This window comes from Nocardiopsis sp. NPDC055879, assembly GCF_053615935.1.
Window position 1 is genome coordinate 110775 of record NZ_JBSHCT010000008.1, and the last position, 22866, is coordinate 133640.

Below are 22866 nucleotides of genomic sequence, written 5' to 3' on the forward strand. Positions count from 1 at the left end.
GCGGAGGATTCAGGGGCGCAGGGCCTCGATCTCGGCCCCGGCCTCCTTGACGTCCTTGGCGGTGTCCACACCGCGCCAGAACCCTTCGATGCGGTAGGCCGTGAGCCTGCCGGCCTCCGCCAGTTCGGGGAAGGTCGAGGACTCGTGGTCGCCCTTGGCCGGCAGCAGTGGGGTGATGCCGGGCTCGAACAGGTAGACGCCCGCGTTGATCCAGACCGGCAGCAGCGGGCTCTGGGTGAACCCCTCGATACGGTCCTCGTCGTCGACGTCGACGATGCCCCAGGTGGTGCGGAACCGCGACAGCGCCAGTGTGGCGAGACCGCCCTTGTCCCGGTGCCGGCGGGTCAGTTCGTCCAGCGGGAACCAGGTGAGGACATCGCCGTTGAGGGCGAAGTAGGGAGCCTCCGGATCGCGCAACCCGCCGGCGGCGTAACGCAGGGCGCCACCGCGACCGAGCGGCTCGTCCTCCACCAGGAGGGTGATCTCGGGGCCCTCGGTGCGTGCCTCCAGGTGCTCGCGCAGGACATCGGCCTTGTAGCCGCAGGACACCACGACCTGCTCGACGCCGTGCGAGGACAACCATTCGAGTTGGTAGTCGATGATGGGCCGTCCGGCCACCTCCACCATCGCCTTGGGGCGGGTGTCGGTGTAGGGCCGCAACCGGGTGGCCTGTCCGCCGGCGAGGATCAGTGCCTGCGTGACGGGGGTTTGGCTGGATGCAGATGAGGCGGTCATCGGATTGTCGGGTGTGGACACCCCGTCCTTCAGGGCGAGGAAGAAACACCCTGCTCCTTTTCCATTTCAGATACGTGCTCGTGGCCACGCTGGTTGACTATCGGTTATGGCGAGCAAGACCGTGAAGCGGGCCTTTCGGTACCGTTTCTACCCCACCCAGGTGCAGGCAGCGCAGCTGTCGCGCACGTTCGGGTGTGTGCGCCTGGTCTACAACAAAGCGTTGGCCGCCCGTTCCCAGGCCTGGGAGCAGCACCGGGAGCGGGTGGGCTACTCCGCGACCTCGGCCCTGCTCACCGGTTGGAAAAAGACCACCGAACTGGGTTTTCTCACCGAGGTCTCCTCCGTCCCGCTCCAACAGACCCTGCGGCACCTGCAAGGGGCGTTCTCAAACTTCTTCGCCGGACGCGCCCGCTACCCGCGATTCAAATCGAAGAAGAGGTCACGGGCCTCGGCGGAGTACACCCCGAGCGCGTTCCGCTACCGGGATGGGCAGCTCACCCTGGCCAAGATGGACCAGCCGTTGGACATCGTGTGGTCGCGTCCCCTCCCGGATGGTGCTTCGCCGTCCACGGTGACCATCTCGCGGGACGCGGCGGGGCGCTGGTTCGTATCGTTGTTGTGCGAGGACACCATTGAGGCCGCCCCGGCGTCTGAGGGCGTGGTCGGTGTCGATGCGGGGATCACGTCCCTGGTGACGTTGTCCACCGGGGAGAAGATCACCAACCCCCGGCACGAACAGCGGGATCGGGCCCGCCTGGCCAAGGCGCAACGGTCCCTGTCCCGCAAGGCCAAGGGCAGTGCGAACCGGGCCAAGGCCCGTAAGAAGGTGGCGCGGGTGCACACCCGCATCACCGACCGCAGGAAGGACTTCCTGCACCAGCTGACCACTCGACTCGTCCGCGAAAACCAAGTGGTCGTGATCGAGGACCTGACCGTGCGCAACCTGGTCAAGAACCGCACCCTGGCCCGGGCCATCTCGGACGCGGCCTGGAGCGAGTTCCGCACGATGTTGGAGTACAAAACCCACTGGTATGGGCGGGATTTGGTCGTGGTGGACCGGTTCTTCCCCTCGACCAGGCTGTGCTCGATCCCCGGGTGTGGGCAGGTGCGTGCCCGGTTGCCGTTGAACGTGCGCACCTGGACGTGTGAGCACTGTGGCGTCACACATGACCGCGATGTGAACGCGGCGATCAACCTCAAGGCCGCCGGGCAGGCGGCATCCGCCTGTGGAGCCGATGTGAGACCTCGACGGGAATCCTCCCGGACGAGGCGACCGGCGTCGAAACAGGAAGGCCACGGGGCGACCCGTGACGAGGCGAAAGCCTCGAACCACCGGTAGGTGGTTCCGAAATCCTCGTCCTTTAAGACGAGGAGGAAGTCAAGTACTGGACAGTAGCAGCCGCCGTTCCGACCGTTCCTCAGCTCTGTTGGGTGGCGTCGGAGTAGGCGCGGCGCACGTCGTCGCTGGTGATCACGGTCAGCTCGGTGGCGGTGGCCGACTCCCCCAGTTCCCGGGATACCCGCAGGTCACGGTGGGAACAGGCGCCCTCGTAGAGGGAACGGGCGAAACGGCCGTTGCCCAGTTCGTCGATCCACCCGGCCTCGCACACATGCGTGAAGATGCTGTGCAGATCCTCCCGGGCGACGTCGTCGAAGACGTCGCCGGTGCCCGCCGCCACGGTGTCGGCGATCTCGGAGAGCTCGTCGGCCGAGTAGGAGGGGAACCGCACCCGCACGTTGAACCGGGAGGCCAAGCCGGCGTTGGAGACCAGGAAACGGTCCATCTCGGTGGTGTAGCCCGCCAGCACCACCACGAGCCGGTCGCGGTCGTCCTCGGCGCGCTTGAGCAGGGTCTGGATGGCCTCGGCACCGAACGCGTCGCCGCCGCTGTAGCCGGGGTTGACCAGCGAATAGGCCTCGTCGACGAACAACACGCCACCCAGGGCCCTGTCGATGAGCCGGTTGGTCTTGACCGCCGTGGCTCCCAGGTGCTCACCCACCAGGTCGGCGCGTTGGGCCTCCACGACCTCGGCGCGGCCGAGCATCCCGAGCGCGGCGAAGACCCGGCCCAGGACGCGCGCGACGGTCGTCTTGCCCGTACCGGGAGGGCCGGTGAAGACCAGGTGACGCAGTGGCGGCTGGTGCGGCAGGCCCTGTTCCTCTCGCAGCCGGGCCACACGGAGCTGGGCGACCAGGGAACGCACCTGTTCCTTGACCGGCTCCAGACCGATCATGTCGTCGAGTTCGGCCATGGCCTCCTCCAACCCGGGCGCCTCACCGAAGCCGGGCAGACGGGAGGTGAGTTCGGTGTAGGCGGCCTCGACGTCGACCGAGCGCACGGTGACCAGGTCGTCGGCGCTGGGCCGGGGCACCGGTTCGTCGCCGCCCACCCCGGCGGTGACCACCCGCACGTCCCGTGCCTGGCAGCTCTTCTCCACCATGGAGCGGGCGAAGCGGCCGTTGCCGAGTTCGTCCACGGCCTGTCGTTGGACGGTCTGGTCGTAGCGGCGACGCAGGGTACGGGCGGCCTCGGTGTCCAGGGAGTCCCCGCGGGCGGTGACGAGGCGCTCGGAGATGCGGAACAACTCGTCGGCGCTGTAGCCGGGGAAGGTGATGCGCGTGGCGAAACGCGAGGCCAGACCCGGATTGGAGGCCAAGAACGCGTCCATTTCCTTGTCATAGCCGGCGAGCACGATCACCAGACCGTCCCGGTCGTCCTCCGCGCGTTTGAGGAGCGTCTGGACCGCCTCGTTGCCGAACCGGTCGGACTGACCGTCGCCTTCGTTGACCAGCGAATAGGCCTCGTCGATGAAGAGAACGCCGCCCATGGCGCCGTCGATGAGCTCGTTGGTCTTGATCGCGGTCGCGCCGAGGTACTCACCGACCAGGTCGGCGCGGTGGGCCTCCACCACACGAGAGGTGGGCAACAACCCGAAGGAGTGGAAGATGGTGGCGAGGGTGCGGGCGACGCTGGTCTTGCCGGTTCCGGGTGGCCCTGAGAAGACCAGGTGGCGCAGAGGCCGTTCGACGTTCAGCCCGGCGTCGGCGCGCAGGCGGGCGGCCTCGATGGAGGCGGCCAGGCCCCGCACCTGCTGTTTGACGGGGTCCAGGCCGATCATGTCCTCCAGTTCGGCCAGCGCCTGGTCGACCGGAACGGGTTCGTCGTCCTCCCCGGTGTCGCCCTTGGCGGCGCGTCGTCCGGAGGTGTCGGCCGCACGGCCGCGCAGTGACGGGGCCTGAGCGTTCGTTCCACCGGATCCGGTGGCCTTCCTCGCCCGGGTTCCGTCCTCGGCGCGTTTGCGGTCGTTCTCGCGGCTCTCCTTGATGACCTGGTTGGAGGCGAGCAGTCGCCACAGTAGACAGGCGCCCGCCGCGACGTAGAGCGCGGCGATCCCGGCCTCACCGGGGAAGGGTTCGACGACCATGCCGAACAGGGCCACGGAGAAACCGATGATGAGTCCCGCGGTCAGCGACAGCAGGCAGGTGTGCCAGACGGGGAACTCGCGGGCGCGGCCCGCGACCAGGGTCACCAGCAGGGGCAGTGGGAGGACGAAGAGGACCACGGGTCTGGCCGGCAAGGGGATCTGGAACAGGGGCACGGCTATGGCCAGCCACACCACTCCGACCAGCACGGTGAGGAACGCGTCGAGGGACCTCATCAACGCGCTGAAGGCGATGAGGGCCAAGACCGTACCGACCAGGACCGGGAACACCGGTACGCCCAGCACGAAGGCGACGACCACCGCCACCGTGACCAGGACCAGTGCCGCCACGAGACGGCGGCCCGGTGGTACACGGTGGTAGGCCGCGCGTAGGCGGTCCAACCCCGAGGGTGGCGCCGCCCGCGTCGCGGCGGGGCTCGTCTCGCGCGTCATCCGTGCCCCTTCCTGCGTGGGGGTCGCCTGGACGGCCCGGGGGTGGGCCGGAGGGTGTGGGCAAAGAACAGCCTTGCCCCATCGGGGGTCGGATGTCCAGTGCGGGACCGCGTGTCGTGGGCCGGTCGGTGGAGGTTCAGAACAGGGGCAGGGCGCCGTCCGAGACCGGTCGGATCACCCGCAGGTGACGCCAGCGGGGCAGGGCGTCCAGGTAGGACCAGCTCATCCGGTGCTGGGGGGTGGGTCCGGCTTCGGCGAGGGTGGCGCGGTGGACGGGTGAGGGGTAACCGGCGGCCTTCTCGAACCCGTAACCGGGGTGGTCCGCGGCCAGTTCGGCCATGAGCGCGTCCCGGTGGACCTTGGCGAGGATGGCGGCGGCGGCCACGCTGACGCAGGTCAGGTCGCCCTTGACCTGGGTTCGCACCCGCCAGGGTCGACCGATGAAGTCGTGCCTGCCGTCGAGGAGGACGGCGTCGGGTCGGGGGTCGAGGGCGTCCAGGGCCCGACGGCCCGCCCTGTGCAGGGCCGCGGTCATCCCGACCTGGTCGATCTCGGCGGGTGAGGACCAACCGAAGGCGTGGTCGGCGACCCAGGGTTCGATCTCGGCGGCCAGTTCCCGGCGGCGTTTGGGGGTGAGTCGCTTGGAGTCGGTGAGTCCGGCGGGCGGCTCGCCCTCTCCGGGGACGGCCGCGCACACCAGGAGCGGCCCGGCCCAGGCCCCACGTCCCACCTCGTCCATTCCGGCCACCACACGGGCACCCGCGGCGTGAAGCTCGTTCTCCACGTCCAGGGTGGGGGCGGGCGGGGGGCTGGGCTTTCGGGAAGTCGTCGGCACGCGTTCCACCTTAGGGCGTCCCACCTCCCGGTCCGTTTTCCGCGCCTCCGGGAGGAGCCGAAACCCCGCCGTCGTGGGTCGTCGGGGTTTTCCGGCGGGTTTTGCGCGACCCACCGGCCATGACAGTCGGTCATTAGTGGTCACCTTGGGTAGTTTCCGCTTGTCGCCACCGCCGGTCGCCCGGAAGGAATGGACATGCAACAGGGCAGGCCCCGATCCTCTCCCCCGCCTTGGGCCCGCGGACGCCTCTACGACGTCGCCGCCGCGGTGACCCGCGTGGGCGTGGGCTGGTTGTTCACCGAGTTCGGACTGTCGCTGCGCGGCCGGGAACACCTGGTCGCCGAACGCCTCTCCGATTCCGGACTCACCCCGCTCACCTTTTTCGCCCCACTCGTGCCCGCCCTGCTCGTGGCGTTCTCGGTCTCCTTCGCAGTGGGTCTGCTCACATGGTTGACCGGCCCCGCGCTCGCCCTCGCGGCCGTCGTCGGCACCCTCGGCGCGGGCACGGAGCACCTGTCCCCGTTCGACTCCTGGGGTGCGACCGCGCTGGTCACGGCGGTGTGCGTGCTCATGGCGATGTCCGGGGGACGATGGTCCTGGGACCATCTGGTCCTGGGTGCCGGAAGGTCCGCGCCTCGACCAGGCGCGGGAGGTACGACATCGACGGCGCGTGGGAAAGCTCCCGCGATTTCTCACCGACGCCCCGAACACGCCCCTCCACTGCTCTATCCTGTGGAGCAGGCCGCACTACGTCGGCCGTATCGAATGTGACGCGGCCCGTTCACGCCCCAGTGCCGTTACGCCCGCCGCGTCGCCATGACCAGGATTCGGTGGGGGGAACGCCATGTCCGCCTCAGCCTCCGGTCCGAACCCCGACGGGTCCGTGGCCAAGCTGATCGAGATCGCGGAGCAACAGACGCTGGGGCAACGCCTGATCGGTTGGGCCTCCCGACCGCCCGGTCGTCTCTACATCCCGGCCTGCGCCTTGGTCGGGCTCGTCCTGCTCTTCGAGGACAGCGTGCCCGCCGGGCACCTGCCCACGTTCATCATCGGCCTCGTCGGTGGCCTGCTGCTGGCCGGCATGGGCGCGCTGCGACTCGGTATCGCGCTCGCCGTCGCCCGTCCGATGATCCGCCGTTACCGGCTGCGTTGGGTGAGCGCCCCACTGATCGCGTTCGTGGCCATCGGCCTGGCCGTGGCCGACGTCCCCTTGCAGACCCGGGTGAGCGCCTCGACCGACCAGCTCCTGGAACTACGCGAGGACACCGGGGTGGCCACCGCGGTCTCCCGCAACGGCGAGTGGACCGGCATGTACCCACTGCGCAGCGTGTCCCAGGACGACGACGTCACCCACTACGCCATCGAGGGCGCCGGGCTCTTCCAGCCCGCCGGTCTGGCCCACAGCACCGAGGAGCTCCCCGTCGGGGTGTTCGTCCCCGGTCAGGGATCCCGGATCTACGAGCGTGTGTCCGATGACTGGTACGTGTGGGTCGACCACTGACCACGATCATCGCGGTGACGGCCCCGGGGACCACCCCGGGGCCGTTCTCTTACCCTCCTCTTTGCCGGTTCCTGTCCGCGTCCAACCGGACTCTCACCCGGGACCTGTAGGGATGGTGGTGCCCCCTGGGGAACCCCCTTCGGTTCTCCCTCGCCGCACTCACCCGAGGAGATGTCCATGCGCGAGTTCGTCCTCACCCTGCACCTACGGCTCCACGACTCCATCACCGCGTTGCGGCGCGCCCACGCCATCGGGGACGACGACCTGGCGACGTCACAGGCCGGTGAGATCGAAGACCTGGTGGAGATCGCAGCCCGACACGGAATCGACATCGCCGGCTACGCGGCCCTGTCCCCCGCGTCCTGAGCCGGAACGTCCTCGGGCCACACTCGAACGGCGAAGGGCCCCGCGGACGTGGCACTCGACCACGACCGCGGGGCCCTCACCTCTTCGGCGGGGACCGATCAGCGGCGACGCCCCTGCTTGCCGTACCCCTCACCGCGCTCGAACTGCTGACGCATCGCGGTGTCCTGCTGTTGCTGGTACTCCTCCGACATCTGCTGCTGGCGGGCGGCCGCCGCGGCCACCGCGCCCTGAGCCGAGTCCAACGCGTCCTGGGCACCGCCCGAGACCGCCGGCCGCCGACCCTGACCGCCGCCCATCACCTGCGGCAACAGCTGGGCGGTGAGCAGCGTCGACAACGTCGAGGAATCCCCCGAGCCGGCCTCGGTCTGCACCACGACCGGACGTGGGGCCCGCTCGGCCAGGACCGCGCCCACGTCCAGGCGACGACGGGCCAGCTCGTACTCCAGCACCGCCCGGTTGTCCCGGTAGGCGGTGGCCAGACGCTCCTGCGCCTTGGCCTCGTTCTCGGCCGCCACCAGGTCCGCGCGACCACGCGTCTCGATCTCGTACCGCACCCGCTGGGCCTCGGTCTCCTGCTCCTCCAGCATCTGCGCCACGTCCTTGCGCGCCTTGTTGAGGGAGGCGTTGACCTCGACGATCTTGGCGTCACGGGTCTTCTTGGACCGCTCGATGTCCATGAGCAGGGTGTCGATCCGACGCTTACGCGTGAGCTCCCACTCCTGCTCGTAGGCGACCAGTTCCTTGGCGACCCGCTCCCGGGTGGCCAGGTGCTGCTGGTACTGGCTGGGCAGCTGCACGTCCGGGATGTTGCAACCGGTGATGACCACGCCGTACTTGCGCAGCTGCTCGTTGAGCAGGCGACGCATGTCCTCCACGTTGGAACCGCGCAGGTCATAGGCGGACTCGGTGTTGACCAGCCGGCTGCGCTGACGGATGGCGTCCTGCACCGCGCTGGACAACACCAGGTCGAAGTTGCTCGCGCCGATGGTGGTGACGAACGCGTACGGCTCGTCGATGCGGAACTTCAGGAAGAACTCGATCGACTTCAGCGGCACGTTCTCCCTGGTGGGGCAGGCCAGGACCGGAGCCGTGTAGGGAATCTCGGTCCGGGTGTCCACCACGAAGTCCACGCGCGCCCACGGGTGCCACAGGTAGTGGCGGCCGGGGCCGATGTTCTTCGCGAAGGCGCCGTACTTGGTGAGGATGCCGGTGGTGCCCTCCTCGATCTCGACGATCGATCCACGCCACCACCACAGGATCGCGGCCGCGATGCTGAGCACACCGACCAGGAGGGTGGGTACGGCCAGCGCGCCGTAGATGCCGCCGCCGATACCACCCGCCACCGCGTGGATGGTCATGACCAGCGCCGACAGCAGCGCGAACAGACCGAACCACACCAGGACCATCCAGCGCAGACCACGGTTGTCGCGGGGGATGACGACCGGGACGATCGCGCCCTGGTCGCCACCGCGCAGCAGGCCGGCGAGGTCGCTCCATGAGGCGAGGGACTCCTTGATGTTGGAGCCGCCACCGGGGTTGAAGGACTCACTCATCTACTGACCTCCCGGGTTCTGACCGCCCTGCGACCACGGGGGCAACGGCGGGTCCTGCGGGTGCCGCGTCTGCTGGGGCGGCGGGGACTGGTGGTAGGGCGTACCGGAGGGCGGCGGAGCGTCGACCGGAGCCTGGGGCTCCGCGGTCTCGGGCGCAGCCTCCTCGGTGTTCGTCTCGGACAGACGATCACCGATCGCGTCCTCGCTCACCGACTGACGGATCTCCTCGACAAGGTCCTCACCCGGGTCCTCGGCGCCGTGTCCCCGACGCTCACCGGACTCGTCCTCGACGATCTCGTCGATCTCCTGCTGACGCTGGGCGATACGCCCGCGGATGTCACCCAGACGCCCCCGGATCTCCGCCATGTCCTCGGCGGAGAACAGGGCCGTGTCGGCCTGACCGATGATCTCCTGGGCGATGCGCAGGTAGTCGACGCTCGCGGCGTCCCCGGAACCGATGCGCAGGACCTGGGGCAGGCTGTCGGCGACCGACTCCAGCTTGTCCAGCAGGTTCTCCCGGAAACGGTAGTTGAGGATCTCCGGAGCCTCGGCAGCCGACACCGCGCGGATGTCCAGGGCCTGGGCCTGCAGGAGGGCGGCGTTGGCGTTGGCCTCGGATTCGGCCTCCACGAAACGCTGGTGGGCCAGGGAACGGGCCCGGTTGGTCTCGCGCTCCAAGGCGGTGTCCATCTGCGCCTGGTACTGGGCGATGTCGGCCTGGATCGCCGACAGCGTCTCGTTGAGGGTGGCGAGCTCCTTGTTCAGGTCACCCTCGTTCTGCTCCTTGCGCAGCTGCAGCTCGTACTCGAAGGTGTAGGCGTCCTTGGCCACCCGCACCATCTCCGGCGCCGCCAGGTCCATCCGGTACTCCTGGTTGGAGGGCTCGGCGTGGGTGATGTTGGCGCTGGTGAGAACGACGATGCCGCTGAACTGACGGTTCAGGGAGTCGAGGAGCCCCTGGGTGCTCTCGCCGACCATGTCGTAGATCGCCGAGGCCTCCTGCTCGTAGATGAGGCTTCGAGTGGTCTCGGAGATCGCGTTGTTGAGCTTCTCCTGGAAACCCGGGACCCCACCCAGGGTGTAGACGAAGTCGACCGCGTTCTCGATCTTGAACTGCACGAACAGGTCGATGGAGGCCTGGACGCCGCTCTTGGTGGGCGCGGAGCGGATGGGCGCGTTGAACGGGTACTCACGCCTGGTGTTGACGATGTAGGAGACGCGCTTCCACGGGTTGAACAGGGTGACGCGACCCGGCTGGAAGAGGTTCTCCATCTTCCCGAAGCGGGTGACGATGGCCTGGCAGCCCTCGGGCACCATCACCATGCCCTGACGCCACCACATGAACGCGCTGATCGCGATGGTGACCAGCCAGTAGTGGAGGCCGAAGAACGGGTGCAGGAGCGGGTTGGCGTCGGTCATCACCGCGCCGGGCACCACGAACACGACCGTGCCGACCACACCGAGGATCACCAGGATGATGGCGGGCAGCATCGTGACGAAGGTGCGTCCGCGAGGGATCACCATGGGGCAGATGACGTGGACGGGACCGCTGCGGCCCCGCTCGTAGTAGCTGCGGTTGAGGGCCTCGCCCGCCGTGTTCAGCGAGGTGGTCTTCTGCTCGATGCGGGTGTCGACGGAAGCGCCCTGTTCGCGCGCGGCCACGAAGTCACGGGGGTCGAGCCCGTCCTCCGAGCCCTGCCCGGAACCCCGGTCGCCCTGACCTGACCCCTGGCCCATCGCTTGTTGGGCCGCGTCGGAGACGGCCTGACGCGGATCCGCCCCTTGGGCCACCGCACCGGCCGCACCGCGCACTGTCTGCGCGAACGACATAGGCAAGTACTCCATTCTGGAACTTGAGGGAACTAACGCCTTCGACGCGGCGTACGCCGCCTTGGTTCCAGTTGGGAGCGGGTTTCGCGCACAGGGAAGGGATAGTGGACAGAACACAAGGGTGCCACGACCCACAACCGAAACACAGTGCCCGTGGCCAGAGCGTGATGAGCCCTCCACCTGGTCATTACGGGCGTGCCGCCGAACGGCCACCTCCGGGCGAGGGCTAACGTCGGGGAGTAACGGACCACCCTACGAAAGAGGACCACGATGACCGCAGTGCCCAGCGCCGCCCTGACCACCGCCGGACTGATCGGTGGTTACTCGGTGGCCCGCGCCACCGGCAACCGCCCCCTCGGCGGAGCCGTCCTGGCCGTGTTCGGCGCCGCGGCCTTCGAGACCTGGCGCCGCCGCTCCGGACCGGGCACCGCCGTCGCGCTCACCGGAGTGTACGTGGGGGCCTTCGGCCTCTCCCACCCGCTGGCCAAGAAGATCGGTGCCTGGCCGGCCGTGCTGAGCGTGACCGCGGCGACCGCCGCCGTCGCGGTGGCGGCGAACGACCGCGCCGAGGGCTGACGATCGACGGCGACCTACTCTCCGTCAACTACCCATGGCTGAAGCCACGGGCTTGCGGGTAGGCGCCCACCTGGTGGATGGATCCGACCTCCCGCGTCCGACACACCTCCTATGTGGAGGGTGTGGGGGCGGTTGACCGGCGCCCCGCAGCCCACGCCACCTGGCCTCGGTGGGCGAGGTTGCGTGCAGCGTTCACATCGGCGTGCAGCACCACACCGCACTGACGGCACACGAACCGGTTCCGTGAGGGCCGGTTGCGTCTGCTGGTGTGGTCGCACTCCGAGCAGGTCTGGGAGGTGTAGGCCGGATCCACGATCAGGACCGGCACCCCCATCCTGCGGGCCTTATAGGCGATGAAGTTCCGCAGTTGGGCGAAACTCCATGAATGCAACGCGGCGCGTTGTTGTTTGGCCTGCCGTACCCGGCCACGGATGCCCCGAAGGTCTTCAAGGACGATGCCGTGATCGGTGCGTTCGGCCCGCTCCACGATGCGTTTGGAAATCCGATGGTTCATATCCCGCGCCCGGCGTGCCTCCCGGCGGCGCAGGCGCTTCAAGACGCGTTTGGCGCTCTTGGTGTTCTTGGCCTGGAGTTTGGCGCGGAGACGGTTCTGCCGGCGCCGGTATCGGTTCAGGTGGCGTCCGGCGGAGCGGTCCCCGGTGGAGGTGGTGGCGATCTCCACGATCCCCAGATCCACCCCCACGAACCCGGCAGGATCCGGGTTCTCCACCCGTTCGGGCACCTCACAGGTAGCGGACAGATACCACTGCCCGTCCTGGCGGAGCAGATCGCTCTCACCCTGGCGATACTCGGCCAGGAGTTTGAGCTGTTCGGGGGAGGTGACAAAACCCAGGTTCTTCATCCGCCCGCCCACGGTCCAGATCGAGACGGTGCGCGCGTCCATCTGCCAGGACAGACACCGATCATCGAAGGGTTGGGCCGCATTAGTGCGGAAACAGATCGGGGTGGACTCGATCCGTGTCCGCCTCGCGGAACCCTTCCGGCCCAGGTTCCCGGCTTTCAGGTTCACCTGCCGGGTGGTGTAGGCGTCCGCGACCTTGCCCAGCACCCGCACCGTGGGCTGCGCCGATAGACCGAACCTGGTTTTCAGCTCGTGGTAGACGGCCCTTTGCAGGGCGTACTTGTTCGTCGCTCCGGTGGCCTGAGCGATGCGGGAGGCGTGGTCGGCCGCCGTGTTACAGGCGTGCAGGGTCGTCTCAAGCACCTGCGCCTGTTCTGGCGAAGGCAGCAGCTTGACCCGCACCACCAGCTTCATGGTCCAATACGCTAACCACCCCCGGCCCGGCCATGGGGCCGGATCAGAGAACTTCTCCGCCTTTTTCCGGTCTTCGATGGCCGGGAAGGGTGTGCGGGGTGTTTCCTCCCGGCCCTGAAGGACCGGGCTTCCACACCCAAAAATCAGGTGACCACTTGCGGTTCAGCTTCTCCACGACGATGAGGTTCCCGGCGGGAAAGCGGAACGAGGGCCTTCACCGGTACTTGGCCCGCCACCGCACCTTGAAGGTGCCCTTCTCGGCGCAGGCCCGGTCCAGGTCCTTCAACGTCCGCTGGAGCACATGCGAGGGGGCGGCCTTGAGCCAGGGCTCTTCGGCCTTGGCCTCGGCGAGCTGTCCGGCTTACAGGTGGTAGCCGCAGAACCCACCTTGTCGGCCGCGGGTGTGGCGGTCCACGTACTGGCGGCGCTGGTCCAAAGCGGTGTTCCACACCGCCCGACACAGGTCACCGAACTCGGTACACATCGCAGTCTGCTCATCGGTCAGCGCAAGCCGATAACGACGGCCCGACAACACCGTGGAACACCCCCTTCCCGCTCAGCGGTTCTCCTGGTCCCCCAGGTCACGCTCGATGAGCTCCCAACAGGGCACTCCGACAGTGGCCACGAAGCAGCCGTGCGTCCACCGGGCCGGTAGGCGAGACTTGCGGGTGCCCGACATCCCTCACACACGATCTCCTTCAGCCCTTCCTCGGCACAGCCCCCGGTACGCGGTAGCGGTGCGGGGGTGCCAGAGCATGTGGAGGGCTCGGTGGAAAATCAACATGGGGGGACCACCTTCCGCTGCGGTGCGTGCCGAAGGGTTACCCCGGGTCCCGCACCGACAACCATAGGTATGGACCGGCCCGCCCGCCCCACGGTCAGACGCGAACGACCACCACCCGCTCGCCGCGAGGGCGTTCGGGCTCCTCGACCAGTGTCTCCAGGTCCTGCGGATCACTGGTCAGCAGCACCACCGGACGTGGTTGCCGCAACGCCGTGACCGCCACGACCGAGTCGATCGCGCAGCGGTGGCCGGTCAGGCCCGTTGCGCCGAGGAGTTCTCCCGACTCCCTCCCCACCTCGGGGGAGACCGGCATCACCTCGATCCTTGAGAGGACCTGGTGCACAGACGCATCCCGTGGGCCTCCCCGCAGGACCTCCGTGAGGGTAATGGCGCTGGTGACCACACGTGCGCCCCTACGTTGTGCCACCTCCAAGTGACCGCGGGCCCTCTTGTCGCCCATGGCGATCTTGGACAACCCTTCGCTGTGGAGGACCAGCGTTCCGTTTCCCGTCACTCGGCGTCCGGCCACGCCGCCTCCGCCTCCGTCACCAGGTCTTCCGGTACCTCGCCGTGCTCCTCTTCGAGTAGTTCGATCAGCTCCGCCAGGAGATCGGCTTCCAGGCGACTCGCGACCGCTTCGGAGACATATCGACTGAACTCTCCCCGACCCACCCGTCGCCGGACCGCCGTGCTGAGGTTCTCCGGCATGGAGACGCTGATCTTGCGTGCGCGCTCACTCGGCTCGGCGGTGTCATCGGAGAGTTCGGGCGCCGACTTGCCGAGCCCATGAACCGCCGCGACGAGGGCGGCGCGTTCCGACGGCGAGAGTTTCCGCACTGCTCTCACAGTGTCCAATGCCTGCGAAACAAGCCTCCGAGGCTCATCCTCCGGAGTATCGCGTCCAGTTTCCATCAGTTCGACTCCCATACGAGCGATGCTACCGCCGGTGGTAAGTTCCTGCCCGGTGAACGGGAGACCACACCACCGACGTCTGTTCTTCCACGAACGCGAAAGGGGGAGACGGTCGGACCGTCTCCCCCTCCATGCGCGTTGGATCAGCTGCAGCCGCTGGTGGCACCGCAGCCCTCACAGGCGTAGCAGCTGCCCGAGGGGCGCATCTTCGTCCCACAGGTGATGCACAGCGGGGCGTCGGCCATGAACCCCTCCCCTACCGGACGCGGGGCCGCCGGGGTCTCGGATCGCTCCTCGGCCAGGTTGGACGGCGCGGCGGACTGGGCGTAGGACTCCACCTGGGTGGCGACCTGCGTCGGGTCCTCCCCGTTCAGCTGCGCCTCGCGCTCGGAGGCCGACAGCACGCCCAGGGCGGCCCGCTCCTCGTAGGGCAGGTGATCCAGGGCCAGGCGGCGGAAGATGTAGTCCACCACCGACTGCGCCATACGGATGTCCGGGTCGTCGGTCATGCCGGCCGGGTCGAAGCGCATGTTGGTGAACTTCTCCACGTAGGTCTCCAACGGGACCCCGTACTGCAGGGCGATGGAGATCGCGATGGAGAAGGCGTCCATCACCCCGGCCAGGGTCGAACCCTGCTTGCCGAGCTTGAGGAAGACCTCACCGAGTCCGTCGTCCGGGTAGGAGCCGGCGGTGATGTAGCCCTCGGCGCCACCCACGGAGAACGAGGTGGTCTCGCTGGGCCGCTTCTTGGGCAGGCGACGGCGCACCGGTCGGGGCGTCTCGGTCACCTCGGCCTTCTCCGGCGCGGTCTTCTCCTCGCTCTTGCCGGTGGACAGCGGCTGGCCGACCTTACAGTTGTCGCGGTACACCGCGAGAGCCTTGAGGCCCGACCGCCAACCCTCGTAGTAGATGTGCTCGAAGTCGGCGACCGTGGCCCCCTCGGGCACGTTCACCGTCTTGGAGATGGCACCGGACAGGAACGGCTGCACCGAGGCCATCATGCGCACGTGGCCCATGGGCTCGATGTAGCGGTGACCCATGGCGCAGTCGAACACCTCGTAGTGCTCGGGGCGCAGCGAGGGCGCGTCCACGACGTGGCCGTTCTCGGCGACGAACTCGACGATCGCCTCGCTCTGCTCCGCCTGGTAGCCCAGGTTCCTCAGCGCCCTCGGGATCGCCTGGTTGACGATCCGCATGGAACCGCCGCCGACCAGCTTCTTGTACTTGACCAGCGAGAAGTCCGGCTCGATGCCCGTGGTGTCACAATCCATCATGAAACTGATGGTTCCGGTGGGCGCGAGCAACGAGGCCTGGGCGTTGCGCCAGCCGTTGCGCTCGCCGAGCTTGAGGCACTCGGCCCACTGGGCGGTCGCCGCGGTGTGGATGGGCTCTTCGAGGGCGCCCACGGTGCGCAGGTCGTCATTGGCGGCGGCGTGCTTGCGCATGACCCGCTTGTGGGCCTGCTCGTTGCGCTTGTAGCCGTCGTAGGCGCCCACCACACCGGCCATCTCGGCGCTACGGCGGTAGGCCGCGCCGGTCATCAGCGAGGTGATCGCCGCGGCCACCGCGCGACCACCGTCGGAGTCGTAGGCGTGCCCGGTCGCCATGAGCAGCGCGCCCAGGTTGGCGTAGCCGATGCCCAGCTGACGGTAGGCGCGGGTGGTCTCACCGATCTTCTCCGTGGGGAAGTCGGCGAAGGTGATGGAGATGTCCATCGCCGTGATGACCAGTTCGGTGAGCCCGGTGAAGCCCTCCACGTCGAAGGAGTCGTCCTCGCGCAGGAACTTCAGCAGGTTGATCGACGCGAGGTTGCATGAGGAGTCGTCCAGGGACAAATACTCGGAACAGTTGGCCACGACAGTGCCACCGACGATATAGGAGTGGTTACGCGGCTCGGTGAGGTTGTAGGTCGTCTCGAACCCTCGGGACTCGCGTGAGACCAGGCGGATCGTCGTCTGCGTGTTGTAGGTCCGGCGATGGTCGAGTGCGCTGCCGAGCTTCGCGGTCTTGCTATCCAGAGAAAAACCGATCAGGGCGGCGTAGTCCCGCATGGAAGCGGAAGAGATGCGCAGGTCGTAGAACGGCCCCTCGCTACCATAGGTGACGGTCGTGCCATCCTTGCGCGTGTAGGTGAACGTATCCCTCTTCGCCTGGGAGACCTGGTAGACACGGCTCGCGATTTCGAACGGCGCCAAAAGCTCCTGTACGTCCTGGAGCAACCTTTCGGAGCGGCTGCCCAGACCGACGTAGCGAGTGCCGTTCACCTTCTGATCCACGGCGCATCCGTCCGCGTCGAACAACCCTTGGAGGAAACCCAACACGGTCTCTTCGGAGACCTCGAACATCACGGGCGGCACTGTCTTGTCGGCGGCGTGCGCACCCATTCCGAGAGCTCGGACGAACGCGACCATCGCCCTCCGAGTGACCCTGAGCTGTTGCGTACCGTTGGGTTGGGCACTCGGCTTACTCCGATGCCCTGTGAGACGTTCGATCAGGGCCTGGTGTCGAGGCAGGATTTCGGTTTGTTCCTCAGCCGTCCCGTAGATGGTGACGACTTTGGCGTCATCGATCGAACCGTCGCCGACCAACCACCCCAGGTAGTGAGCCAGGTCCGGGTCCTCGTCCCACTTGGTCGGCAGGTTCAGCTCCCGAACACCGGTTCGGCTCGCGGCCTTCCGAGCCGCTTCGAGGGCGTCTTCCGGGATCTCCTGGATCGGATTCGACCGAGGAGCGTACTGGAAGGAACGAACAATCCGGTCCTGCTCCGTCAATTCCTCGGCGTGCGCCCAGCCGCGATTACGCGTCCACACCCGGTGCCCCGGGGTGCAACGCAAGACGGAACCATCCGAGAACCGGAGTTCGAGGACCTCGTTGGTGCCAGTGACCATGTACTGCGTGGGGACGATGGCTACCACCGCGTCCCGAGGATTCGCCTCCGCCGTGACGTCGTTCGTGTAGACGGCGAAGGTCTCACCCTGTGCCGCCCTCCGGACAAGGTCGCCGATGGGGACGTGTCCTCGGTCGGTCAGCACCTTCTGATCAGCGGGGAAACACGGGTTGCTCGCGCTGATCCGTCCGGTCTCGGGGTTGGTGTGCCAGTCCTGGATGGTGCCGTCGTACTGGATGCCGGGGTCGGCGCACTCCCAGGCCGCGCGGGCCATGCGGTGGAACAGGTCCTTGGCGTCGACCGTGGCGACGACCTCGCCGGTGGTGCGGGAGGTCAGCCCGAACTCGGAACCGGACTCCACGGCGCGCATGAAGGCGTCGGAGACCCGCACCGAGTTGTTGGCGTTCTGGTACTGGACGCTGAACATGTCGTCGCCGCCCAGGTCCACGTCGAACCCGGCGTCGCGCAGGGCACGGATCTTGTGCTCCTCGCGCGCCTTGGTCTCGACGAACTCCTCGATGTCGGGGTGGTCGACGTCCAGCACGACCATCTTGGCGGCCCGACGGGTCGCGCCGCCGGATTTGATGGTTCCGGCCGAGGCGTCGGCACCGCGCATGAAGGAGACCGGTCCGGAGGCGGTGCCACCGGAGGAGAGGAGCTCCTTGCTGGAGCGGATGCGGGACAGGTTCACACCCGCGCCGGAGCCGCCCTTGAAGATGATCCCCTCCTCCTTGTACCAGTCGAGGATCGACTCCATCGTGTCGTCGACCGACAAGATGAAACACGCTGAGACCTGCTGGGAGGAGGTGGTCCCGACGTTGAACCACACCGGGGAGTTGAAGCTGAAGTACTGGTTGGCGAGGGCGTGCTTGAGCTCGTGGTCGAAGATCTCGGCGTCCTCGTCCGAGGCGAAGTAGCCGCTCTTGAGTCCGGTCTCGGTGTAGACGCCGACGACGCGGTCGATGAGCTGCTTGAGGCTCCACTCGCGTTCGGGAGCGCCGAGCGCGCCGCGGAAGTACTTGCTCGCCACGATCTGGGTGGCGTTCATCGACCAGGTGGTGGGGAACTCCACGCCGCGCTGCTCGAAGTTGACGCTGCCGTCACGCCAGTTGGTCATGACGACGTCGCGACGCTCCCAGTCGAGGGTGTCGTAGGGATGGACGCCCTCGGTGGTGAAGACGCGCTTGATCTTCAGCCCCTTGGGCCCCTTCTTCCCCTTGCGACTCGTCGAACCGCTGCTGGTCTCCGTCATGACGCTCCCCGAAGTGTCTGCTGTGCGCGGACCGGCTATGACCGCGCGGGTTCTTGCCGTCGCTGCGGTCTCGGGCGGTTTCGGTGAACGCCCGGGCCCGCTATGAGGCGGTGTCGGCCGTGGGCATGGCCGGATCGGAGTCCTGGTCCTTCTCCGTCCCGTCCTCACGATCGGTCCGCAGGCTGGCGATCTCCGCTTCGAAGTCCGCCAGGCTCTCGAAGCCCCGATAGACGCTGGCGAAGTGCAGGTAGGCGACTTCGTCGAGGTCGCGCATCGGGACGAGGATGGCCAGTCCGATCTCGTTGGCCGGCACCTCCGCCACGCCACGGCCTCGGATCTCCTCCTCGACCTGTTGGCCGAGTTTGGCGAGGGCGTCCTCGGAGACGGGCCGCCCCTGGCAGGCCCGGCGCACCCCGGCGATGATCTTGCTCCGGCTGAAGGGCTCGGTGACCCCGGAGCGCTTGGCGACCATGAGCAGGACGGTCTCCTGTGTGGTGAAGCGTCGCTCACAGACCGGGCAGGAGCGGCGTCGCCTGATCGCGGAACCGTCGTCGGTGGACCTGCTGTCGATCACCCTGGTGTCCGGATGACGGCAGAACGGACAATGCATCCTGGTTCACCTGCTTCCCTATACCCGAACCACAACCCTTGAGTCTACCTAACCACAACTTCTAGGCACATACCCCATTGGTAACACCAGATGTTGTGGTCGAACCTAGACCCCGGGGGCACGGGTCGCAACCCGCCCCTAGGCGTGTTCCTCAAGTGGGGGCTCAGGACCCGCCTCCACCGGGGAGGAGGTCTCGAATACGTCGGGGGGTCGCTTCCAAGGATAAGGGGACCGCACCCGGGGGGACCCCGTTCGGCGCGCGTTCCACAGGTGAGGAATCCCTTGCCCGGCGGGCTTTCCGGCATCCACGCGACCTCCGGGGACACGCTCCGGGGCCGCCTCGGGCGAAGCACCGGGAAAGCCGTTTTCGGCATTCGACGGACAGCGGCGAGGGAACGCGTGTACATACTTAACCGAGGGTCATCGGAAAGGCCCGCCGAAAAGGCGAAGTCGCCGTCCTCGGCCGCTCGAACGCTTGTTTGATATCACCGTGTGCAACGACTAATCTTGACCTTGATTTCCCACCGGTTTCGCCGTCTCGCCCACTCGTGAGACGACGGACCCGTCACCGGCCACCCGAACAGGCCCTGACCGAACCGAACGCCGAGGAGGCCCGGCCGTGCCGGAGGACAACACCGAGGTCGTCGACCCCGGAAACACCACCGTTCTTTCGCCCGTGGGTGACACGGGCGGTGCCGTGCCCGAAGCCCCCAAACTGACCGCGCGCCAGCAAAGCGTTCTCAACTGCATCCAGCGTTATGTGCGCGAGCGCGGTTTTCCGCCGTCCATCCGAGAGATCGGGAACGCCGTCGGTCTTTCCAGCCCTTCCAGCGTCGCGCACCAACTCAAGGTGCTCCAGCGCAAGGGCTACCTGCACCGGGACCAGAACCGGCCGCGCGCGGTCGAACTGCGCGCCCCCGGCCGCGACACCGCGCAGAGCATCAAGCCCGAGGAGCTCACCGCCGACGCGACCCGGGCCGCCGCGGTGCCGCTGATCGGTCGGATCGCCGCCGGTGGCCCGATCCTGGCCGAGGAATCGGTCGAGGACGTCCTGGCGCTACCGCGTCAGCTGGTCGGCGAGGGTCGGCTGTTCATGCTGACCGTGGTCGGCGACTCCATGACCGACGCCGCCATCACCGACGGCGACCTCGTGGTGGTCCGCCAGCAGCCCACCGCCGAGAACGGCGACATCGTCGCGGCCATGTTGGACGACGAGGCCACCGTCAAGGTGCTGCGTCGCGGGGACGACGGCCACGTGTGGCTGATGCCCCGCAACGACGCCTACGAGCCCATCAACGGCGACGCCGCGACCATCCTCGGCAAGGTCGTCACGGTCATGCGCCGCGTCTGACCCTGGCCGGGAACGACGACCGCACCGCCCCGGCCACGCCCACCAGGGCACGGCCGGGATGGTGCGGGAGGGCACGGCCGATACGCTGAGGGCGTGTCCATTCCTGCCCACACCCCCGTCGCCCGCGGCCGCGTACGACGCCGTGGCCGCTCGGTCTCGGTGATCGCCGCCCTCACCCTGCTCGTCTCGGCCTGTGGCCCCGCCGAGGAAGAGGGCCCCGAACCTCCGGGGGTGAGCGGTGCCGAGCGCGAGCTCAGCTTCGAGGGTGGCGGGTTCACCGTCGACGGCACGTTCACCGCGCCGCGGGAGAGCGGCTCCGAGAACGGGGTGCCGGGCGCGCTCATCATCTCCGGCAGCGGCCCCACCGACCGGGACGGCAACAGCGCCGGGCGCCCCGAGGCCGACACCAACCTCAACCTGTCCCGGGTGCTCGGTGACGCCGGGGTGGCGACCCTTCGCTACGACAAGTTGGGCAGCGGCGACCCCGCCACCTTCGACGACGAGGTGAGGGAAGCCCTGGAGGAACCGGTCGATCCCGAGGTCTTCGACGCCCAGATGGCCGCCGCTTACACGGCGTTGGTTGAACAGCCCGAAGTCGACCCCGAGCGCACGATCGTCGTGGGCCACAGCGAAGGCGCGCTGTACGCGCTACGCGCGCACGAGGTGCTCGACGGCGCCGAACCCGCTTTGGTTCTGGCGGCTCCGCCGGGGACGCGCATGCTCGACGTCATCGACCGTCAGGTCTCCGAGCAGGTCCGGACCGCCGAGGCGCAGGGTGCGCTCAGTGAGGCCGAGGCCGTGCGGATGCTGTCCCACGCCCGGACGTCGCGCGCCGCGGTACGGGGCGGTCAGGAGTTGCCCGAGGGCGACACCACGGGTCTGTTCTCCCCGCAGAACCAGGACTTCCTCGCCTGGATCGATGCCTTCGACCCGCCCGAACTGGCCGCCGCGTTGCCCGAACGGACCCCCGTCCTGGTGCTCTGGGGCGATGAGGACGCCCAGATCACCCGGGACGAGGTCGACCGGCTGATGGGTGGTCTGGAGGGGGCCGAGCGGGTGGACCTGGCCGGGGTCGACCACGTGCTGCGCGAGTACGACGACTCCCCCGGCGCCGCCGCGTTGGACGCCGACCGGGCGTTCTCGCCAGAGGTGTCCCCGGCGGTGCGGGAGTTCGTCGAGGGTCTGTGGTGAGACCGCTCAGTCGGTCTCGTCCGCCTCGATGCTCTCGGGGAGTTCCGCCACGATCGACCTGACCAGCCGCTCGGATTCGGCCGCGGCCGCCTCCCCATCGACCGATCCGACGGCGTCGTAGTCGGTGGAGGCGGTGTAGCAGGACTCCAGGTAGAGGTTGGAGACGCGCACACCGGTGCAGCCGACCTCGAAGGCGCCGATCTCCACCCAGGTCAGGGCCTGGTCACCGAGATCGTCGATCGGTCGTGGGTCGTTGCCCGCCGCGGTGGACTCCAGGGTGTCGGCGGCGGTCTCGTCGCCGCCCTCGACCGGGGCGGCGACCAGCATGAGCGTGGCCGCGGCCGGGACGGCGGTTCCGCCTTCCTGCGGGGTGGCCCAACGGCACTGCGATCCGGTGCCGAAGGTGTCCTGGGCGCTGCCGACGGTCTCCTCGATCTCCAGTTCATGGTCGGGAACGAGCTCGGCCAGGACCTCGGTCTCGCCGATGGCGCACTCGGGGGCGGCCTCGTAGGCGCCGTGTTCGGCCCCGCCTCGGAGCAGGTACCAGATCAGCCAGCCGGTGAACGCGATCACCACCAGCACGAGCGCGACGAGGAGGACGACCGCGAAGGTACGGCTCTGTGGCGGAGGCGCTCCGGGGTCGGTCTCGTAGGTACCGCTCACAGCGCCTCACCGATTCGTCCGGCCACGTCCACGGCGGTGTCCCGGGCGTCCTCGAAGGAGACGGGGTCTCCTTCGGACTCCCCGGTGTAGGTGACCCGTACGAACAGGTTGGTGGTGTGGAAGGCGAGTTCGGCCGTGCCGGGGAGCTGTCCGCGCCAGACCTCGGCGCCGGCTGCGCCGGGGAGTTCGACGGGTTCGCCCCGGGTCGGCACCACGGCCTGATGGGCCAGGGCCGCCGCCTCGTCGCCACTGACGGCGGGTTCGGCCGAGGCGTCGGTGAAGCGGGCCGACAGGTCCACGCGCAGGATCGTCCGGTCACCATCGGTGGCCCCCGCGGTGCTCCACACGCACACGGTGTTCTCCCCGCCGCTCAGGGGACCTTGGTCGTCGGTCTCCAGGACGGCCCCGGGCAGTACCTCGGCGAGTGTGTCCTGGGGGACCGCGGCACACGTGGGGGCAGCGGTGTGGGTGTCGTCGCCACCGGGCAGGTCGGGGTCGTCGGCCGTCGCCCACATGCCGCCACCGATGGCCGCCGCGCTCACCACCACCGCGCCCGCGGCGATGATCGACGCCCGCACCCACGGTCGGTGCAGGGCTCGACCATCCTTCGAAGCGCCCACCGGGCCACCGCCTCCCTATGTGTGTTGCGCCCAACGGTAGGGGGCGGGG

Annotated in this window: 21 protein-coding genes; 7 read left to right on the forward strand and 14 right to left on the reverse strand. The window is 68.3% G+C overall.

Annotated features, from left to right (window positions below; genetic code table 11):
• Positions 1 to 9: 9 nt before the first annotated feature.
• Positions 10 to 735, reverse strand: a complete 726-nt coding sequence (locus tag ACWGKS_RS11370) for a nucleotidyltransferase family protein (protein ID WP_358514055.1) — start codon at positions 733 to 735, stop codon at positions 10 to 12.
• 106 nt (positions 736 to 841) lie between these two features.
• Between ACWGKS_RS11370 and ACWGKS_RS11375 the strand changes: the two genes are divergently transcribed.
• Positions 842 to 2074 (forward strand): RNA-guided endonuclease InsQ/TnpB family protein, encoded by a 1233-nt coding sequence (locus ACWGKS_RS11375; RefSeq protein ID WP_358514026.1) that lies wholly within the window; start codon positions 842 to 844, stop codon positions 2072 to 2074.
• A gap of 79 nt (positions 2075 to 2153) precedes the next feature.
• Here ACWGKS_RS11375 and ACWGKS_RS11380 read toward each other — a convergent pair whose 3' ends face one another.
• On the reverse strand, positions 2154 to 4610 hold the full coding sequence (locus ACWGKS_RS11380) for an AAA family ATPase (protein WP_358514028.1): 2457 nt from the start codon (positions 4608 to 4610) through the stop codon (positions 2154 to 2156).
• Positions 4611 to 4746: 136 nt separating this feature from the next.
• Positions 4747 to 5445 (reverse strand): ribonuclease HII, encoded by a 699-nt coding sequence (locus tag ACWGKS_RS11385; RefSeq protein WP_358514030.1) that lies wholly within the window; start codon positions 5443 to 5445, stop codon positions 4747 to 4749.
• A gap of 195 nt (positions 5446 to 5640) precedes the next feature.
• Between ACWGKS_RS11385 and ACWGKS_RS11390 the strand changes: the two genes are divergently transcribed.
• From ACWGKS_RS11390 to ACWGKS_RS11400, 3 genes are all read left to right on the forward strand, one after another.
• Positions 5641 to 6216 (forward strand): DoxX family protein, encoded by a 576-nt coding sequence (locus tag ACWGKS_RS11390; RefSeq protein WP_358514032.1) that lies wholly within the window; start codon positions 5641 to 5643, stop codon positions 6214 to 6216.
• Between the two features lie 73 nt (positions 6217 to 6289).
• The gene (locus ACWGKS_RS11395; protein WP_358514034.1) at positions 6290 to 6946 is read left to right on the forward strand and encodes a hypothetical protein; all 657 of its coding nucleotides are present in this window, start codon (positions 6290 to 6292) and stop codon (positions 6944 to 6946) included.
• Positions 6947 to 7123: 177 nt separating this feature from the next.
• Complete coding sequence (locus ACWGKS_RS11400; RefSeq protein WP_067603490.1) at positions 7124 to 7312, forward strand: hypothetical protein; 189 nt, start codon at positions 7124 to 7126, stop codon at positions 7310 to 7312.
• A gap of 98 nt (positions 7313 to 7410) precedes the next feature.
• Here ACWGKS_RS11400 and ACWGKS_RS11405 read toward each other — a convergent pair whose 3' ends face one another.
• Together ACWGKS_RS11405 and ACWGKS_RS11410 are read right to left on the reverse strand one after the other, a co-directional pair.
• Positions 7411 to 8865, reverse strand: coding sequence for an SPFH domain-containing protein (locus tag ACWGKS_RS11405; protein WP_358514036.1), 1455 nt, complete (start codon positions 8863 to 8865; stop codon positions 7411 to 7413).
• Complete coding sequence (locus tag ACWGKS_RS11410; protein ID WP_358514057.1) at positions 8866 to 10695, reverse strand: SPFH domain-containing protein; 1830 nt, start codon at positions 10693 to 10695, stop codon at positions 8866 to 8868.
• A 270-nt stretch (positions 10696 to 10965) separates the two neighbouring features.
• On the opposite strand from ACWGKS_RS11410, the gene ACWGKS_RS11415 reads away from it, so the two are divergent.
• Positions 10966 to 11271: a hypothetical protein gene (locus tag ACWGKS_RS11415; protein ID WP_358514040.1), complete on the forward strand. Its 306-nt coding sequence runs from the start codon at positions 10966 to 10968 to the stop codon at positions 11269 to 11271.
• A gap of 109 nt (positions 11272 to 11380) precedes the next feature.
• Here the strand turns inward: ACWGKS_RS11415 and ACWGKS_RS11420 are convergent, their stop codons facing one another.
• From ACWGKS_RS11420 to nrdR, 7 genes are all read right to left on the reverse strand, one after another.
• Positions 11381 to 12547 (reverse strand): RNA-guided endonuclease InsQ/TnpB family protein, encoded by a 1167-nt coding sequence (locus ACWGKS_RS11420; RefSeq protein ID WP_358514042.1) that lies wholly within the window; start codon positions 12545 to 12547, stop codon positions 11381 to 11383.
• A gap of 361 nt (positions 12548 to 12908) precedes the next feature.
• Positions 12909 to 13082, reverse strand: coding sequence for a helix-turn-helix domain-containing protein (locus ACWGKS_RS11425; RefSeq protein WP_358514044.1), 174 nt, complete (start codon positions 13080 to 13082; stop codon positions 12909 to 12911).
• Positions 13083 to 13103: 21 nt separating this feature from the next.
• On the reverse strand, positions 13104 to 13226 hold the full coding sequence (locus tag ACWGKS_RS11430; RefSeq protein ID WP_358514046.1) for a hypothetical protein: 123 nt from the start codon (positions 13224 to 13226) through the stop codon (positions 13104 to 13106).
• Between the two features lie 199 nt (positions 13227 to 13425).
• Positions 13426 to 13644 carry a hypothetical protein gene (locus ACWGKS_RS11435; protein ID WP_358514048.1) on the reverse strand — a complete coding sequence of 73 codons (219 nt, stop codon included), beginning with the start codon at positions 13642 to 13644 and terminating at the stop codon, positions 13426 to 13428.
• Between the two features lie 197 nt (positions 13645 to 13841).
• Positions 13842 to 14168 (reverse strand): hypothetical protein, encoded by a 327-nt coding sequence (locus tag ACWGKS_RS11440; protein WP_358514050.1) that lies wholly within the window; start codon positions 14166 to 14168, stop codon positions 13842 to 13844.
• Between the two features lie 218 nt (positions 14169 to 14386).
• On the reverse strand, positions 14387 to 18382 hold the full coding sequence (locus ACWGKS_RS11445) for a vitamin B12-dependent ribonucleotide reductase (protein WP_452522516.1): 3996 nt from the start codon (positions 18380 to 18382) through the stop codon (positions 14387 to 14389).
• Positions 18383 to 18482: 100 nt separating this feature from the next.
• Positions 18483 to 18992, reverse strand: coding sequence for a transcriptional regulator NrdR (gene nrdR, locus ACWGKS_RS11450; protein WP_358515295.1), 510 nt, complete (start codon positions 18990 to 18992; stop codon positions 18483 to 18485).
• Between the two features lie 676 nt (positions 18993 to 19668).
• On the opposite strand from nrdR, the gene lexA reads away from it, so the two are divergent.
• A complete protein-coding gene (gene lexA, locus ACWGKS_RS11455; RefSeq protein ID WP_358515307.1) occupies positions 19669 to 20343 on the forward strand; it encodes a transcriptional repressor LexA in 675 nt (224 codons plus the stop codon).
• A gap of 93 nt (positions 20344 to 20436) precedes the next feature.
• Entirely contained in the window at positions 20437 to 21534 is a 1098-nt protein-coding gene (locus ACWGKS_RS11460) for an alpha/beta hydrolase family protein (RefSeq protein WP_452456591.1), read from the forward strand.
• Positions 21535 to 21540: 6 nt separating this feature from the next.
• Here ACWGKS_RS11460 and ACWGKS_RS11465 read toward each other — a convergent pair whose 3' ends face one another.
• Positions 21541 to 22197: a hypothetical protein gene (locus ACWGKS_RS11465; protein WP_358515292.1), complete on the reverse strand. Its 657-nt coding sequence runs from the start codon at positions 22195 to 22197 to the stop codon at positions 21541 to 21543.
• Entirely contained in the window at positions 22194 to 22817 is a 624-nt protein-coding gene (locus ACWGKS_RS11470; RefSeq protein ID WP_452456590.1) for a hypothetical protein, read from the reverse strand. The genes ACWGKS_RS11465 and ACWGKS_RS11470 overlap by 4 nt, the downstream gene beginning before the upstream one ends.
• Positions 22818 to 22866: the final 49 nt, after the last annotated feature.